Origin of the sequence: Dolichospermum heterosporum TAC447 (assembly GCF_024584745.1) — a bacterium.
GTDB classification, from domain to species: domain Bacteria; phylum Cyanobacteriota; class Cyanobacteriia; order Cyanobacteriales; family Nostocaceae; genus Dolichospermum; species Dolichospermum heterosporum.
Genome location: NZ_CP099464.1, coordinates 4,586,194 through 4,600,509 on the forward strand (window position 1 = coordinate 4,586,194; position 14,316 = coordinate 4,600,509).

Annotated in this window: 19 protein-coding genes and 1 pseudogene; 10 read left to right on the top strand and 10 right to left on the bottom strand. The window is 38.2% G+C overall.

What is annotated here, in order from left to right; all coding sequences use genetic code 11:
- Positions 1-137: 137 nt before the first annotated feature.
- Positions 138-1,511 (top strand): MFS transporter, encoded by a 1,374-nt coding sequence (locus tag NG743_RS20765; protein ID WP_193963846.1) that lies wholly within the window; start codon positions 138-140, stop codon positions 1,509-1,511.
- Positions 1,512-1,692: 181 nt separating this feature from the next.
- Here NG743_RS20765 and accD read toward each other — a convergent pair whose 3' ends face one another.
- The 4 genes from accD to leuB all read right to left on the bottom strand — a co-directional run bounded on the left by accD (position 1,693) and on the right by leuB (position 5,193).
- Positions 1,693-2,646: an acetyl-CoA carboxylase, carboxyltransferase subunit beta gene (gene accD / locus NG743_RS20770; protein WP_027402004.1), complete on the bottom strand. Its 954-nt coding sequence runs from the start codon at positions 2,644-2,646 to the stop codon at positions 1,693-1,695.
- 258 nt (positions 2,647-2,904) lie between these two features.
- The gene (locus NG743_RS20775) at positions 2,905-3,726 is read right to left on the bottom strand and encodes a prepilin peptidase (RefSeq protein ID WP_027402003.1); all 822 of its coding nucleotides are present in this window, start codon (positions 3,724-3,726) and stop codon (positions 2,905-2,907) included.
- Positions 3,727-3,752: 26 nt separating this feature from the next.
- On the bottom strand, positions 3,753-4,013 hold the full coding sequence (locus tag NG743_RS20780) for a hypothetical protein (protein WP_027402002.1): 261 nt from the start codon (positions 4,011-4,013) through the stop codon (positions 3,753-3,755).
- Between the two features lie 85 nt (positions 4,014-4,098).
- A complete protein-coding gene (gene leuB / locus NG743_RS20785) occupies positions 4,099-5,193 on the bottom strand; it encodes a 3-isopropylmalate dehydrogenase (RefSeq protein WP_027402001.1) in 1,095 nt (364 codons plus the stop codon).
- Between the two features lie 114 nt (positions 5,194-5,307).
- Between leuB and NG743_RS20790 the strand changes: the two genes are divergently transcribed.
- Both NG743_RS20790 and NG743_RS20795 read left to right on the top strand, forming a co-directional pair.
- Complete coding sequence (locus tag NG743_RS20790; protein ID WP_201769132.1) at positions 5,308-5,763, top strand: DUF1308 domain-containing protein; 456 nt, start codon at positions 5,308-5,310, stop codon at positions 5,761-5,763.
- A 2-nt stretch (positions 5,764-5,765) separates the two neighbouring features.
- The gene (locus tag NG743_RS20795) at positions 5,766-6,065 is read left to right on the top strand and encodes a DUF3349 domain-containing protein (protein WP_027401999.1); all 300 of its coding nucleotides are present in this window, start codon (positions 5,766-5,768) and stop codon (positions 6,063-6,065) included.
- A gap of 458 nt (positions 6,066-6,523) precedes the next feature.
- Here NG743_RS20795 and NG743_RS20800 read toward each other — a convergent pair whose 3' ends face one another.
- The 3 genes from NG743_RS20800 to NG743_RS20810 all read right to left on the bottom strand — a co-directional run bounded on the left by NG743_RS20800 (position 6,524) and on the right by NG743_RS20810 (position 8,361).
- A complete protein-coding gene (locus tag NG743_RS20800; protein ID WP_051424275.1) occupies positions 6,524-6,838 on the bottom strand; it encodes a hypothetical protein in 315 nt (104 codons plus the stop codon).
- 154 nt (positions 6,839-6,992) lie between these two features.
- Positions 6,993-8,180: a M20 family metallopeptidase gene (locus tag NG743_RS20805; RefSeq protein WP_027401997.1), complete on the bottom strand. Its 1,188-nt coding sequence runs from the start codon at positions 8,178-8,180 to the stop codon at positions 6,993-6,995.
- Between the two features lie 10 nt (positions 8,181-8,190).
- On the bottom strand, positions 8,191-8,361 hold the full coding sequence (locus NG743_RS20810) for a hypothetical protein (protein ID WP_173401689.1): 171 nt from the start codon (positions 8,359-8,361) through the stop codon (positions 8,191-8,193).
- A 182-nt stretch (positions 8,362-8,543) separates the two neighbouring features.
- Here NG743_RS20810 and NG743_RS20815 point away from each other — a divergent pair, with 182 nt between their 5' ends.
- The 7 genes and pseudogenes from NG743_RS20815 (at position 8,544) to NG743_RS20845 (ending at position 11,269) form a co-directional block, all read left to right on the top strand.
- Complete coding sequence (locus NG743_RS20815) at positions 8,544-9,011, top strand: hypothetical protein (protein WP_257120794.1); 468 nt, start codon at positions 8,544-8,546, stop codon at positions 9,009-9,011.
- An 81-nt stretch (positions 9,012-9,092) separates the two neighbouring features.
- Positions 9,093-9,299 (top strand): annotated as a pseudogene (locus tag NG743_RS20820) (COP23 domain-containing protein); the annotation flags it as partial.
- Entirely contained in the window at positions 9,244-9,444 is a 201-nt protein-coding gene (locus tag NG743_RS20825) for a hypothetical protein (protein WP_027401995.1), read from the top strand. The pseudogene NG743_RS20820 and the gene NG743_RS20825, both read left to right, overlap by 56 nt.
- A gap of 168 nt (positions 9,445-9,612) precedes the next feature.
- Positions 9,613-10,113 (top strand): trypsin-like peptidase domain-containing protein, encoded by a 501-nt coding sequence (locus NG743_RS20830; RefSeq protein WP_257120795.1) that lies wholly within the window; start codon positions 9,613-9,615, stop codon positions 10,111-10,113.
- Positions 10,110-10,580: a tetratricopeptide repeat protein gene (locus tag NG743_RS20835; RefSeq protein WP_257120796.1), complete on the top strand. Its 471-nt coding sequence runs from the start codon at positions 10,110-10,112 to the stop codon at positions 10,578-10,580. Before NG743_RS20830 ends, NG743_RS20835 begins: the two co-directional genes overlap by 4 nt.
- A 310-nt stretch (positions 10,581-10,890) precedes the next feature.
- Positions 10,891-11,082: a hypothetical protein gene (locus NG743_RS20840; protein ID WP_027401992.1), complete on the top strand. Its 192-nt coding sequence runs from the start codon at positions 10,891-10,893 to the stop codon at positions 11,080-11,082.
- Positions 11,063-11,269 (top strand): hypothetical protein, encoded by a 207-nt coding sequence (locus NG743_RS20845; protein ID WP_027401991.1) that lies wholly within the window; start codon positions 11,063-11,065, stop codon positions 11,267-11,269. The genes NG743_RS20840 and NG743_RS20845 overlap by 20 nt, the downstream gene beginning before the upstream one ends.
- Before the next feature lie 77 nt (positions 11,270-11,346).
- On the opposite strand, the gene NG743_RS20850 is transcribed toward NG743_RS20845, so the two are convergent.
- The 3 genes from NG743_RS20850 to ilvB form a co-directional block, all read right to left on the bottom strand.
- Entirely contained in the window at positions 11,347-11,829 is a 483-nt protein-coding gene (locus tag NG743_RS20850; protein ID WP_035081613.1) for a PIN domain-containing protein, read from the bottom strand.
- A gap of 2 nt (positions 11,830-11,831) precedes the next feature.
- Complete coding sequence (locus NG743_RS20855) at positions 11,832-12,089, bottom strand: UPF0175 family protein (protein ID WP_027401989.1); 258 nt, start codon at positions 12,087-12,089, stop codon at positions 11,832-11,834.
- Positions 12,090-12,299: 210 nt separating this feature from the next.
- Positions 12,300-14,192 (bottom strand): biosynthetic-type acetolactate synthase large subunit, encoded by a 1,893-nt coding sequence (gene ilvB, locus NG743_RS20860; protein ID WP_257120797.1) that lies wholly within the window; start codon positions 14,190-14,192, stop codon positions 12,300-12,302.
- Positions 14,193-14,316 lie beyond the last annotated feature (124 nt).

Genomic DNA, 14,316 nt, shown 5'->3' on the forward strand with positions numbered 1-14,316 from the left:
TATTTTTGTCCAATTACTTACTGGAGAGGCTTTGACTCACCCTTAACGGGTAGGGAAGGGGGTTAGGTTTATATTATATTTTTTAACGCCCACTTACTTCCTCTAAAATTCGTCATCCGTTTCATAGACATGATAATATGAATTCCCTTCCAGTTGACATAGTTGAACCACTGGATATTCAGACTTCCAATCTCGACTCTTCACTAATTAAACAGTTTCCTAAGCAATTTACTAAAAACGATATTCGTACCAGTTTACAAGCTTCTACGGCAGATGCTATTTTTGCATCTATTTTTTCTTTGAGTACGGGGGGAATTTTAGTCAGTAATTTGTTAGTCGAGTTGGATGCTACTCCAGTGATATTTGGAATGCTATCCTCAATTCCCATGCTGGTAAATTTGGTTCAACCTGTGGGCGCTTACATTTCCGAACAGACTACCAGTAGATTAAAGTATTCTCTCTTAACCTTTGGAACTTCTCGTTTATTATGGCTAATTCTGGTAATTGGTATTTTCGCTAATAATTCCAGTGTCCTAAATTCTCAACAATTGGTAGTATTAACACTGTCAATTGTTCTTTTTAGTCATCTTTTAGGAGGATTAGGAAGTGCATCTTGGCTAAGTTGGTTAGCAATTATTGTTCCCCGCAGGTTACGAGGGAGATATTTTGGGATTCGGAATAGTGCTTGTCATCTGACGAATTTAATATGTATTCCTTTAGCGGGATTAGTAATATCACATTGGTATGGTGGAACTATCCAAGGTTATGGATTAGTTCTATCTTTAGGGACTATTTGCGGGATTCTGAGCTTGTTTTGCCAGTATTTCCAAGTAGATGTCAATCCACAATTACAAAATCAGTATAGTTTAAATGGTTGTGAAAGTCCTCCTGAAGATATTTGCCAAGAAAAAACTAATTGGACTAGTATTATTGGGGAGAACTCTAAATTCTTACTATTTCTACTTTATTTCAGTATTTGGATGTTGGCTGTGCATTTGAGCGCACCTTTTTTCAACTTCTATTTATTAGATACTTTAGATTTAGATGTGACTTTAGTAACTATTTATAGCAGTCTTCAGACTGGGGCAAATCTGTTAGTGTTGATTTTATGGGGGAAATTAGCTGATAGAATTGGTAATCGTCCCATTCTCATCTGTGTTGGCGTTTTAGTCGCAATTACACCATTATTATGGTTAGGAATTGGTAATCATCAACTTGATTTTTGGCTATGGTTGCCGCTTTTACATATTTTCACTGGCATCACTTGGGCAGGTGTTGATTTATGTAGCACTAATATGTATCTGGGAATTGCTCCTGTGAGGAATAAATCTATCTATTTTGCCATTGTTGCGGCTGTAGGGGGGGTAAGTGGAGCTTTAGGTACAACAATCGGCGGTTTTATTGCCCAAAGTCCTAATTTTGGCGGTTTATTAGGTTTATTTGCCCTTTCTAGCCTGTGCCGACTATTAGGGCTACTTCCCCTGATTTTCGTCCAAGAACCGGGCAAGTAGGAGTTCTGAAGAATGAAGAATGAAGAATGAAGAATGAAGAATGAAGAATGAAATTTCTCCCCCACTCCCCCTACTCCCCCTACTCCCCCACTCCCCCTACTCCCCCACTCCCCCTACTCCCCCTACTCCCCCACTCCCCCCACTCCCCTACTCCCCCTACTCCCCCACTCCCCCAACTCCCCTACTCAACAGTAGCGGAACTCAATTTCATTGTTTCCCACAAAACCATATTTGGTGCTGTTGTGGGGAGTGGTTGATGGAGGGCAATTAGTTGTGCCAAGGTATTTTTTAATTGTGTCCGGGGGACGATATCATCAACAAACCCGTGTTTAAGTAAGTCTTCGGCGGTTTGGAAATCTTCTGGTAGTTTTTCTCTGAGGGTTTGTTCAATTACCCGTCTACCAGCAAAACCAATTGTTGCTTTAGGTTCGGCGATGATGAGATCACCTAACATGGCGAAACTGGCGGTAACACCTCCGGTAGTGGGGTTGGTTAAAATGGGAATATATAATAGTTTGGAGTCTCGGTGACGTTGGAGGGCGGCGGATATTTTAGCCATTTGCATTAAAGACAGCATTCCTTCCTGCATTCTTGCACCGCCTGATGTGCAAATGATGACTACAGGATAACGGCGTTGGGTGGCTTGTTCAATCATGCGGGTGAGTTTTTCACCGACGACAGAACCCATGCTTCCACCCATGAACCGGAAGTCCATGACTCCTAATGCTAGGGGTAAGGTGTTAATTTGACCTAATCCAGTTTTGACAGCATCTACAAGTCCTAGTTTTTCTTGTGTTTCTCGTAAGCGATCGCTATAGAGTTTGCGATCGCGGAATTGTAAGGGATCAGTAGGATATAAATGCTCATCTAATGGTTTCCAAGTATTAGCATCAATTAATTGGCGAATCCGTTCATCACTATCAACTCGATTATGATGACCACAATCAACGCAAACCATTTGATTAGCTCTTAAATCTTTTGTATAGCTCAGAACACCACACTTAGGGCATTTATGCCATAAACCATCGGCAATTTCCCGTTCTTGGCGTTCTGAATTGGTGCTTCCCGATTTACGCCGATTTGCGAACCAATCAAATAGAGACTTTAAACCGCGTGATTCTTCGTTGTTTGCCATTTTTATCTTATGTAATTAGGTATTAGGTCAAAATCAGAACTATGATTTGGCTGATTAAATGTCTTAACTATGATTTGTGTGACTGTTTTGATTTGGATGATTAGTTAATCATAAAAATCACAAAAATCATAAAAATCATAGTTTAGACATATTACCAACATCTCAAATCTCAATAGGGTAATAGCAGCTACAGTCAGTGTGGATACAGGTTTGGGTTGATAAAACCATAAGCATGAAAAAAAGATTTAAAAAATGATCTTAATATCCAGGCAAAAATAATCTCATATAGTGGGACAAAATAGTTTCACCGCAAAAAACAGTGATTACCGCACCCAAAGCTAGGAAGGGACCAAAAGGCATTTTTTGTCCCATTTGGTGACGGGAGAGGATAATTGCGCCCCCACCGATGAATACTCCCAAAATGCAGGAAATAAACCCCGCTATGAGTAAATAACGCCATCCTAACCATGCTCCCATCATAGCAGCTAATTTAGCGTCACCTGCACCCATGACCGTTTTGCCAAAAGCCATAGAACCTAAAAGGGCGATCGCATCAAATAACCATAAGCCCAGGACAGCACCAACTATTCCAGTTATTAAGCGTTTTGATAAGCCCACCGCAGTCGGGTCTGATAGCCAACCAACAGCCATTTGAAAGACTATTCCTAAAATTAAACCCGATTTAGTCAACGGGTTGGGTAGGGTCATTGTATCTAAATCTATAAGAGATAGAGCCAATAACCAACTACAAAAAGCCCAGTATCCCAGGGTAAAAATTGAAAATTGAAAAACCCAAAATACTATTAAAAATATTATCCCTGTTAACGCCTCTATTAATGGATAACGGCGAGAAATCTGAGTTTGGCAATAACGACACCGCCCTTTTAACCACAACCAACCAAAAACTGGGATATTATCATAGGCTTTTAACCTATTTAAGCACTTGGGACAGCGAGAAGGTGGCCACAGCACTGATAACCCAGTCGGTAGCCGATAAACTACAACATTAATAAAACTACCGAGAGATGTCCCCAAGACAAAAACAATGATACTTGCTGGAATATAAATCAAAATGTCCATATTGTTATTTGTCAGTTGCTAGTTGACTAATACATATAGGACTCAATTTGATTTAACGGGACAAAGCATTCCTGTGGTAACAGCACTGGGTAATGAGTAAAAATCACTTTACCCCGATGAGTTACCCGACTAATTGCTACCCCTGTAGCTTTTCCTACTATTTCTGGATGGACTTCACAGTAGGTATAGTAAATATGACTAGCGGCTCTAATTACAGTAGGATCAATCAAAGACGGGTGCTTTTTTGGTGAGGTAAAGTTTGCTTGTTCTTGTTGTAAAGCGTACACTATTTGCTTTTATGTAAGTTATAGATTTGCTCTTAGTTTATCTGAAAATTTTCACAATAGATGCTGAAATTTCCAGATTTATCATTTAACGTGATTTTAATTCGAGAATTTCCATGAGTGCTTCACCCATAGCTTGACAACCGACTAGTTTCATTCCTGGGGACATAATATCTCCTGTGCGATAACCTTGTTGTAAAACTTGTAACACACTATTTTCAATTAAGTCTGCTGCTTCTGGTTGGTTGAAAGCATAACGCAACATCATGGCGGCACTTAAAACCTGTGCTAAAGGGTTGGCTTTATCAAGTCCGGCAATATCTGGGGCTGAACCGTGAACTGGTTCATAGACACCAGGACCATCAGCACCCAAACTGGCAGAAGGTAACATTCCTATACTACCAGTTAACATCGCCGCTGCATCGGAGAGAATGTCACCAAATAGGTTGCCTGTGACAATTGTATCAAATTGTTTGGGGGCGCGAACTAATTGCATGGCAGCGTTATCCACATATAAATGAGATAATTCCACATCAGTATATTCTAAGGAAAGTTGAGTGATGCGATCGCGCCACAATTGAGATACTTCTAACACATTGGCTTTATCTACAGAACAGAGTTTCCCACCCCGTTTCCGCGCTGTTTCAAAGGCTACGCGCCCAATCCGTTCAATTTCCGATTCTGTGTAAACCATCGTATTTACACCGCGTTTTTCTCCGGTTTCGGTAGTAAAAATACCTTTGGGTTTACCAAAATAAATTCCGCCGGTGAGTTCCCGCACCACCATAATATCTACACCTTCCACAACTTCCCGTTTCAAGGTAGAAGCGTCAATTAATTGGGGAAGAATTTTTGCAGGACGTAAATTAGCAAATAGTTCTAACCCAGCCCGCAACCCTAACAAACCTGCTTCTGGGCGTAAATTCGAGGGTAGAGAATCCCATTTATAACCACCAATAGCAGCCAGGAGGACGGAATCACTATTGCGGCACATATCTAAGGTGACAGCAGGTAGAGGTTCGCCGGTTGCGTCAATAGCAGCGCCACCGATTAAGGCTGTAGAAAATTCAAAGCTAAGATCAAATCGGTTCCCTACGACTTTTAGCACGTCCACCGCTACGGACATAATTTCAGGACCAATGCCATCGCCAGGAAGTAAGGTAATGCGGTAGTTTTGAGTCATAGTCAGGTTTTGCTGGGTAAATGTTTGTAGATAAAATATCATACCTAGCAATTGTGCCAAATGGCGTGTTTTTTTATTTTGGGCAATAGGGATTTGAGCTTAAGAGAAGATTCAATGAACTCCCCAATCAAACTTTTTGGTCAAATTAAAATTGAGGCTCAACAAATGATTAATTTAGATACTGGCACTGCTATAGCTTTTATAGCCGAAAATTCCTCTATTCGTTATGAATTGCGACAATATGTAAAAGAACAAGAAATGGTAATGACTCAAACTGCGTTTGCTGAGTTCACCACCATAGTGAAAACTATTGCGAGACTATCAGAACAAAATAGAGCTAATCGCCTTTTACAAAGAGTAACTATCATCCCCGATAATCCATCACCTAGAGCCTTAAATCTGCAACCAACACGAAAATTAGGAATAAACGATATTATTATATTAGGTACAGGTGATCAACTAAATATTTTCACCACTACAGCAGATGCAAAAGCAGTCAGAGCCGCTTCTGCTCAAGGTGTAGATTTTGATGTATATATTCATCTACCTTTTCCTTTAACTGGTAATTAATCATGCAAATCACTATTTCACCACATCTACAAAGTACATATAAATTAATTCAAAATGCTTTCCCCAAGGGAATAGAACCACAATCTTATTTACCGCTTTTATCATTACTCAGTGAAGAAATGTCAGATAGGAATTTAGCTGAAGTTGTTGCTTACTATAGCGGTAAAGATTATAGTCTTGTCCTCAATGATGTATATCGAGTACAGTCAATTGATGTACCCACATCTGAAGCTATTGCTAATTTAAAGGAAAGATTACTTATGTGTGGTTATATACAGTGGCTTGAGGAAGGGAAATTATGACTAGGACAAAACCTGTGCGTTGTCGTCAACAAGGTAGAATTTTTCTAGAGTTTACAATATCAGTAGGGGTTTAGCAATGCTCATTGGTGTCAACTTAACGTAAAACCTGTAGCCCGCCTGGGAATGATAGCGTAGCGTGGCGTTAGCCATATTCCCAGTCTAATAGCAAAAGTCATCTGAAGATGACTAAAAATCCCCAGTTTACTTTAGTAAACTTTACTTATTAGCCCGGAAATTCATTTCTGGGCGGGGCTGTCAGCCAAACAAATAAGCTATCTGTAGCTTAAGTTGACACCAATGAGCTTTTGCTAAACCCTTACCATATTTGTCTGTTTACGATTAATACAATCATTAATCAAAGCCTAAAGCTGGCTATTTTCGTCAAAACATAAAATGATTAATTTGTACAGGGCGTAAGTCCTAAAGAAGTTGGGTATATTATCATCAATGACGAAATTTTACCCAAGACCCAACATTCTATTTACTTGGGGTAATGCTAAAGGTTTCCGTTCAATATTTTGGAAACATTCGATTTTTTGAAGTTGGATACAAGCAGTTTTGAAATTACTGATTTTCAATAAAACAATATCTTGATAAACTGCATCTTGGGGACTTTTTATTTCTGTCACTAAATCCTGTAATTGATTTTGGCTAATAGCTAAATTCAGATATTTCAAAAATACTTCTCTTTTTTTAGAACGGACACTTACTAAATACCAATTATTAGTGGTTTGTTCTGATGAGTTTGAATCTATAGTTTCGATTGGTGGCATGATTGACAGTGTAATTTTCTTGAATTTATTTAAAGAGCGAATTCTCAACTGTGATTTTTTTGATTTGTTTGACTAATTAATCATGAAAATTCAATGAATACTAGAAATCATAGTTCCGATTAATTAATCATCGAAATCAAATAAATCACGCAAATTATAGTTCTGAATTTAGCCAATATTTATAAGCTGCATAAGCTAATGTGACTACTCCAGTAATAATAGCAGATTCATCAACTTCAAATTGAGGATGATGCAAGGGATGGTTAATTATTCTCTCTTCATAGCCTACACCTAAACGAAACATTGAACCAGGGGCGTGTTCTAAATAAACAGAAAAATCTTCTGCACCTAAAGATGGTTCTGGTAAAATTCGTACACAATTATTAGTCCAAGCTTCTTCCGCTGATGATTGTAATAATTGTGTTAGGGCGTTATCATTTTGGACACTGGGTACACCTCGATGATAGTTAACTTGATATTTTGCATTGTAAGAATTACAAACATTAGCAACTATATTTTCAATCCACTGTGGTAGTTTGTCGCGGGTTTCTGGGTGAAGCGATCGCACTGTTCCCAATAATTGTACTTTATCAGCAATTACATTTGGCGCTCTTCCCCCATTAATTTGTCCAATACTCAACACTACGGGACGCAAAGGATTTTGAGTACGGCTAATAGCTTGTTGTAATGATGTAATCACTTGCGCTGCAATCCAGATTGCATCTATGGCTTCATGGGGACGCGCACCATGTCCAGATTCACCAATAATAATAATTTCTAAATTGTCTGCTGCGGCTGTTAATGCACCGTAGCGAATACCCACTGAACCCGCAGGAATGGAAGGAAAAACGTGCAACCCTAAAATAGCCGCGACATTATTCATTACTCCATCTTTTACCATCCAATTTGCACCCTGGGCAATTTCCTCAGCGGGTTGAAATAAAAACCGCACCTTTCCACCCAATTCTGGGGCAATTTGGGAAAGTACCATCGCTGTCCCCAAACCTACCGTAGTATGAATATCATGTCCACAAGCGTGCATGACTCCTTCAATCCGAGAGGCATATTCTAAGCTTGTGCGTTCTTGAATGGGTAAAGCATCCATATCAGTGCGAATTGCTAAGATTCTATCGCTAGATTGAGTTCCTTGTAATTCACCAATGACACCTGTTTTACCTATACCTTCTTCTACGTGCAAGCCATTAGCAGATAACACACCTGCAACAAAGGCAGCAGTTTGATATTCTTCGCCACTAAGTTCTGGATGCGCGTGAATATGGCGACGGATTTCAACTAAGCGGGATGATATGTTTGTTGTTAAGTCTTTGATTCGGTTTAGCATAGGAATAATTTTAATTCATAGCTTTAGCTGCTACCAGCATTCTGACTAATTTTATCGGCTTACCTGCTAATTTTTCAGCATCAAAGAACACACCCAAATTACCCCTCTTTAAGATCAAACTCTTGACATTAACACTAGATTGTACTATACATCCTAACTCTTGCAAACACATTGTGGGCATTAGCTGCGATCGCTCCTTCCCCAATATACAACAATGGGCGGCAACTTTCTCTAATTAATCGAATTGCCGCATTAACTTGAGGAGGATTTCCATTTAATACATGACTCTTTATGAATATATTTTCATTATATTATATTAACCATTACCATAATTTACTAATTTGAACTAAATTTAGATAGTTTATGAATAATATCTTGCGAATAGGCACTTTGCTAAGAGATCGTTATCAAATTACCGAACTTTCCTCTAATCACACAGGTTTTGGTATTACCTATAAAGTCAAAGATTCTCATCACCCAAATCAACCAATTCCAACACCTCCACTACCTCCAGCACCTCAAATTCCCTGGAAATTAATTCTTGGCACAATTTCAGGAATCATCATCCTTATCGGTGTAGTTATGGCTGTCATGTCCATATTACCCAAATCTAATGATCAACTAATAACAGATGGTAAAGCCAAATCAGGACAATTAACATCATCAGATCAAAAAGAGTTATCCAGTGATAAAAATTATGATGTTTATACCTTTAAAAGTGATAAAAAACAAGATTTAACAGTACAAATAATCAGCAATGATTTTCAGCCGCAACTTACCATGATGAAACCAGATAATAAATACTTTAATCCTGTATCATCCTGTATCTAATGTAGGAACGAAGAGGTTGTTTTCTCCTGTGAAACAGACAGTAATGGAGAATCTGTTACTAAGGTTAAATACCAAGACAAAACACGAGATTTAATAGAGTGGAAACGCACGAATTTTGTAAAAGCAGGTTTTCCACCTCAACGAAGATGTGAAGAAGTCACACCAAAATTACAAACTGCTTATGATAATGGAACTTTGAAAGATTTAACTTGGGGTTATTCTGAAGCTGAAAATGACCCTCGCAAAAGATTGTCATACTTTGATTTTAACATTATTAGATTCAGATGATGCTGATGTGGAATTAAAATCTTTTACTGCGGTGTTAAATGGTGATGCTTCCCAAGCATATAGAAATTCTTCTTGTGCGGTAAAAAATGGTAGTAATTTAACTTGTACTGTTGATATTTTCAAGGTGTTTAAAGCCAGGGAATAAATTCCCTGTCTGAAAGCTAAAGTCGGTTGAAACCGACTGAATGGAAGAATTTTTTAGTCCGTTTTAACGGACTTCCGCTATTAGACGGGGAATTTATTCCGCGACGGGTTATGAAACAAACCGAAAATTAACCAATAATAAAATTATCAAATACCAGGAGCATCATCTATGAAATTACACAAATTATCCCATTTATTATTATTCTTTATCCTCCTATTTCCCGCTTCTTCTATTATTATCACTGGTTGTAGTTCTTCCCTATTCGCACGCAAACCAGGGACATTATCAGAATCAGAATTAAAGAATGTCTTAAAAGAAATTACTGTAAAAGTCCTAATTGATGATAAAGAAACCGCTTCAGGAACTATTATTAAAAAACAAAACGGGTTTTATACTGTTCTCACTAATTATCATGTGATAGAAAATGCTAAATCTGTGAAAGTTGTCACTCCAGATAATCAAGTTTATCCCGTTGAATTTTCTAAGGTAGATAGACAAGATAATAAAAAAGATGATTTATATGATTTAGCTAAGTTGACTTTTAGCAGTGAAACCGCCTATTTATTAAAAGGTATTATTTTTCAGGAATTAAAACAAGATGAAAATGCTGTAGCAGCATTTAATCAAGCCATTTTAGAAGCAGAAAATGATAAAAAAAAGATTTCTTGATCTATGAAGTTAGAGGAGAACTATTTAGTAAATTGAAAAGAAATCAAGAGGCGATCTCTGACTATAATCAAGCTATCACAATTAATCCTCAATTAGCCGTAGTCTACAACAACCGGGGACTTACTAAATCTGATTTAGGAGATAAAGCAGGTGCGATCGCTGATTTTACCCAAGCTATCACAATTAATCCCCAATATGCCGATGCCTACAACAACCGGGGAGTTGTTAAATCTGAATTAGGAGATAAAGCAGGTGCGATCGCTGATTTTACTCAAGCTATCACAATTAATCCTCACAATGTCGAATCTTACGTTTGGCGAGGGGTGATGTACTTAGTAATAGGTAATAAACAACAAGCAATTAAAGATTTAGAAACTGCAAAACAACTATTTCAACAACAAGGGAATACCCAAGGCTATCAAAAAATACAAAAATTATTGAATGAAGAATTATTGCATAAATTATAGCTACCATTATCTTTATTTTTCCTTCTATTCTCTACCCATACATTAACCAACCCTAATCAAAATAACCAAACTAACACCACAACCACTAGCTGCTTCCGCTAACCAAGAATCAAGATTTGCTAATGGTAAATTTAACCGCAAAGCTAACTCTAAATAAGCAGCATCATCAGCAGCTAAACCTTCCCGTCTTGCTAGTTTAAAAGTTGCATCTAAAGCATTTTCATCTGTAGGGGTTTAGCAATGCTAAAACCTTATTTTTATGTTATAATAGAGTACAACAAAAAATTCCTTTATCAGTTTATTCAAAAATATGAAAGGATATATCCAAAATCAAACAATTATTCTCCAAGACAGTTTACCCGATACCTTACAAAATGGTGATGAAGTGGAAATTGTCATCATTCCCATCAAAAAACGTAAGTATCATTTTCCTACTTTTAAACTGGATGTCAAAGAAGAATATTTAGACAGAGAAAAGATTTATGAACAAAACACGAATTAATCGGCAAGATGATTTATTATCAGAGTATAATTTTGATTATAGTAAAGCTCGTTCTAATCGTTTTGCTACTACTTCAGAAAATAAAATTACTGTAATTCTTGATCCTGATGTCGCTAAAGTTTTTCAAACATCAGAAGCAGTGAATCGTGCTTTACGTTGTTTATTGTCTGCTATCCCTGAAAAATAAAGCCATTACATTATTGCATATCATTGATATTCTGTAAGGGTTTAGCATTGCTAAACCCCTACCTTATTATCTCATGTTTATTCATTAACCTGTTCTTTAAGAACCTGAATTAAATCATTAGATAACCATAAACCAGCTTTTTTTAAAGCTTGAATTGGTTCGTCAATAGAATTTATTAACCCCTGTTTCTTCGCTAAAACCAATATTCCCAAAGTTCCCATAAATGGAATATTTAAACTTTTCGCTACTTTTCTAGCAGCAGCATCATCAATAACTGCGCGATAACCACTATTTTCTAAAGCAAATGTCAAAACTTCAGATTCTCCCAAATCTATACCGCAAGGTACAATTAAAGCAGAAATTTCCGAAATAGTAACTGGTTTTGCCCAATTAGCATTAGGTAATTCTTGAGATGCTATATCTATTTTACCAGCTTTGACAATTTCACCCGATACACCAATAGGAACAATAATTTCTGTAAATAACTGTGGTATTAAATAGGTAAGCTGGCTTTTAAATAGCACAATTAACGGTGATGTATTAATAACTATTTTATTCATTTCTATTCATCTAGAGATGCAATTTCCTCAGCTAATTCGTCAGCAGTATATTGAAATGGAGAAACCTTATAACGAATGAGAACATCCATAAATTCAATTCTATTTAAACCTGCTATTTCTGCCGCTTTACCTTGAGATATTTCTCCCAATTCATACCATTTCACGGCAGCAGCTATTTTCATTTCGATAGCTAATTCATCCGGTTTTTTCCCCAAGCTAGAAAAAACACTTTCTGGTAATTCTATAGATATAGTTGTCATTTTTAGATACCTATGGTTAATTTATTATAGCTGTTTTTTGTCAAAATCAGGATGTCCAGGATTAAAGGATGAACAGGATGAAAACAGGGATTTTATCACCAATTACCAGCCTCAACTAGATAATTAGCAACTTAATTAATATGGCTTCAAATCATAAATTACCATTTTGTATAAGGGTAAAGCATAATGCTAAACCCCTATAAAATCTAACTACAACTTTGTCCCACACTCAGAACAGAAATTATGATTAGCTTGGTTTTGAGTCCCACAATTGCTGCAAGAAATTGATTCAACTGCATCTTTTCGTGATGGTTTTTGCAAACCAACCATTTGCGAGTTATTCTTACCAGGGGCTACCATAGGATAACAATTTTCATCTCTGGTAACGTGGACATTGACAATCACGGGTCCATTGTGTGCCAGCATTTCGGCAATTTTATCTGCCAACTCTTCCCGCTTAGTAATTACCATCCCCTTGATGCCATAAGCCTGTGCTAAAAGCTCAATATCAGGCATTCCGACTTCCATGTTAGAAGATGAATAACGCTGTCCATAAAAGGCTTCTTGCCACTGACGCACCATTCCCTGCCAACCGTTATTTAAGATTAAAGTCTTGACATTAATCCCATATTGTGCTAGTGTTCCCAGTTCCTGCAAACACATTTGAAAACTGGCATCACCGCTAATACAGACTACCTCTTCGTCCGGGAATGCTACCTTCACACCCATAGCCGCAGGGACACCAAAACCCATTGTTCCTAAACCAGCACTAGAAATCCAGCGTCTTGGTCCATTTTTGAGAAATTGAGCCGCCCACATTTGGTGTTGACCGACATCTGTGGTGTAAAATGCCTGGGGTGCTTGAGCGCCAACTTCGACAATTACCTCTTGGGGAGAAATGCTGTCAGCGTGATGGGGGACAATTAAAGGATAATCTTGTTTCCAACTGTTAATTAAGTTTAACCATTCTTGATTTTGGTTAGGCGTAGCTTTAGTATTTGCGTCTTGACATCGGCGTAATAAGTCTTTTAAGACGGTTTTAACATCACCAACAATGGGAACTTCGGGAACGCGGTTTTTACCGACTTCTGCGGGGTCAATATCAATGTGAATGACTTTAGCTAAAGAGGCAAATTCATCTAATTTACCTGTGACGCGGTCATCAAATCTTGCACCGACGCAAATTAATAAATCGCAATCTGTAACAGCAAAGTTGGCGTAAGCTGTACCGTGCATTCCCAACATTCCCAAGGACAGGGGATGATGTTCGTCAAATGCACCGATACCCATTAAGGTGGTAGTGACGGGGAGATTAAATAATTCTGCCAGTTGTTTGATTTCTTCATGGGCATTAGCAGCGATCGCTCCTCCGCCAACATACAACAATGGACGACGACTTTCGCTAATTAATTGAATAGCTGCATTAATTTGGCGAGGATTTCCCTTCACCGTGGGACGGTAGCCAGGTAACTTAATTGAACCCGGTACGACAGGAACATAATCAAACTCTTCTAAAGCCACATCCTTGGGAACATCAATTAAAACAGGACCCGGTCTACCAGTGCTGGCGATGTGAAAAGCTTCAGCGACAATCCGCGCCATGTCTTTGGCATCACGGACTACATAGGAATGCTTAACAATGGGTAAAGTAATCCCGTAAATATCTGTTTCTTGGAAGGCATCTGTACCAATTGCAGCGCGGGGTACTTGTCCCGTCACCACAATCATGGGAATAGAATCCATGTAGGCTGTAGCAATCCCTGTAACTAAATTGGTTGCCCCAGGACCGGAAGTACCAAAGCATACTCCCACCTTACCAGTAGCACGGGCGTAACCGTCGGCGGCGTGGGAAGCACCTTGTTCATGTCTAACTAAGATATGCTTGACCGTACCCCCAGCTTCTATTTTATAGAGGTCATCATAAATCGGTAGAATCGCGCCACCGGGATAACCAAAAATATGCTCAACACCATGACGGATGAGACTATCTATCAACGCGAAACCGCCAGATGCCCGTTTTGGTGAGGGAATTGACGAATTAGATACAGGAGACTGCTGATTATTTTCAGATTTTGGGAGACTGATTTGAGAAGACGAAACCACAGTTAACCTCAAAGTATAGCTAAAATTAACGCTTAGATTCTGTATTTAAAACTTCATTTTAATGTAAAAATTTTCACAATTGCAGAGAAAGCCGTATTTATTAGCGTTAAGAACAGGACTATAA

Coding starts and splice junctions, on each gene's coding strand:
- NG743_RS20840 (WP_027401992.1), top strand. CDS start 10,891: ATGAAAGGATATATCCAAAATCAAACAATTATTCTCCAAGACAGTTTA.
- NG743_RS20795 (WP_027401999.1), top strand. CDS start 5,766: ATGCAAATCACTATTTCACCACATCTACAAAGTACATATAAATTAATT.
- NG743_RS20825 (WP_027401995.1), top strand. CDS start 9,244: ATGACCCTCGCAAAAGATTGTCATACTTTGATTTTAACATTATTAGAT.
- NG743_RS20845 (WP_027401991.1), top strand. CDS start 11,063: ATGAACAAAACACGAATTAATCGGCAAGATGATTTATTATCAGAGTAT.
- NG743_RS20775 (WP_027402003.1), bottom strand. CDS start 3,726: ATGGACATTTTGATTTATATTCCAGCAAGTATCATTGTTTTTGTCTTG.
- leuB (WP_027402001.1), bottom strand. CDS start 5,193: ATGACTCAAAACTACCGCATTACCTTACTTCCTGGCGATGGCATTGGT.
- NG743_RS20805 (WP_027401997.1), bottom strand. CDS start 8,180: ATGCTAAACCGAATCAAAGACTTAACAACAAACATATCATCCCGCTTA.
- NG743_RS20855 (WP_027401989.1), bottom strand. CDS start 12,089: ATGACAACTATATCTATAGAATTACCAGAAAGTGTTTTTTCTAGCTTG.
- NG743_RS20850 (WP_035081613.1), bottom strand. CDS start 11,829: ATGAATAAAATAGTTATTAATACATCACCGTTAATTGTGCTATTTAAA.
- NG743_RS20815 (WP_257120794.1), top strand. CDS start 8,544: ATGAATAATATCTTGCGAATAGGCACTTTGCTAAGAGATCGTTATCAA.
- NG743_RS20765 (WP_193963846.1), top strand. CDS start 138: ATGAATTCCCTTCCAGTTGACATAGTTGAACCACTGGATATTCAGACT.
- NG743_RS20800 (WP_051424275.1), bottom strand. CDS start 6,838: ATGCCACCAATCGAAACTATAGATTCAAACTCATCAGAACAAACCACT.
- NG743_RS20830 (WP_257120795.1), top strand. CDS start 9,613: ATGAAATTACACAAATTATCCCATTTATTATTATTCTTTATCCTCCTA.
- NG743_RS20790 (WP_201769132.1), top strand. CDS start 5,308: ATGAACTCCCCAATCAAACTTTTTGGTCAAATTAAAATTGAGGCTCAA.
- NG743_RS20810 (WP_173401689.1), bottom strand. CDS start 8,361: ATGCCCACAATGTGTTTGCAAGAGTTAGGATGTATAGTACAATCTAGT.
- accD (WP_027402004.1), bottom strand. CDS start 2,646: ATGGCAAACAACGAAGAATCACGCGGTTTAAAGTCTCTATTTGATTGG.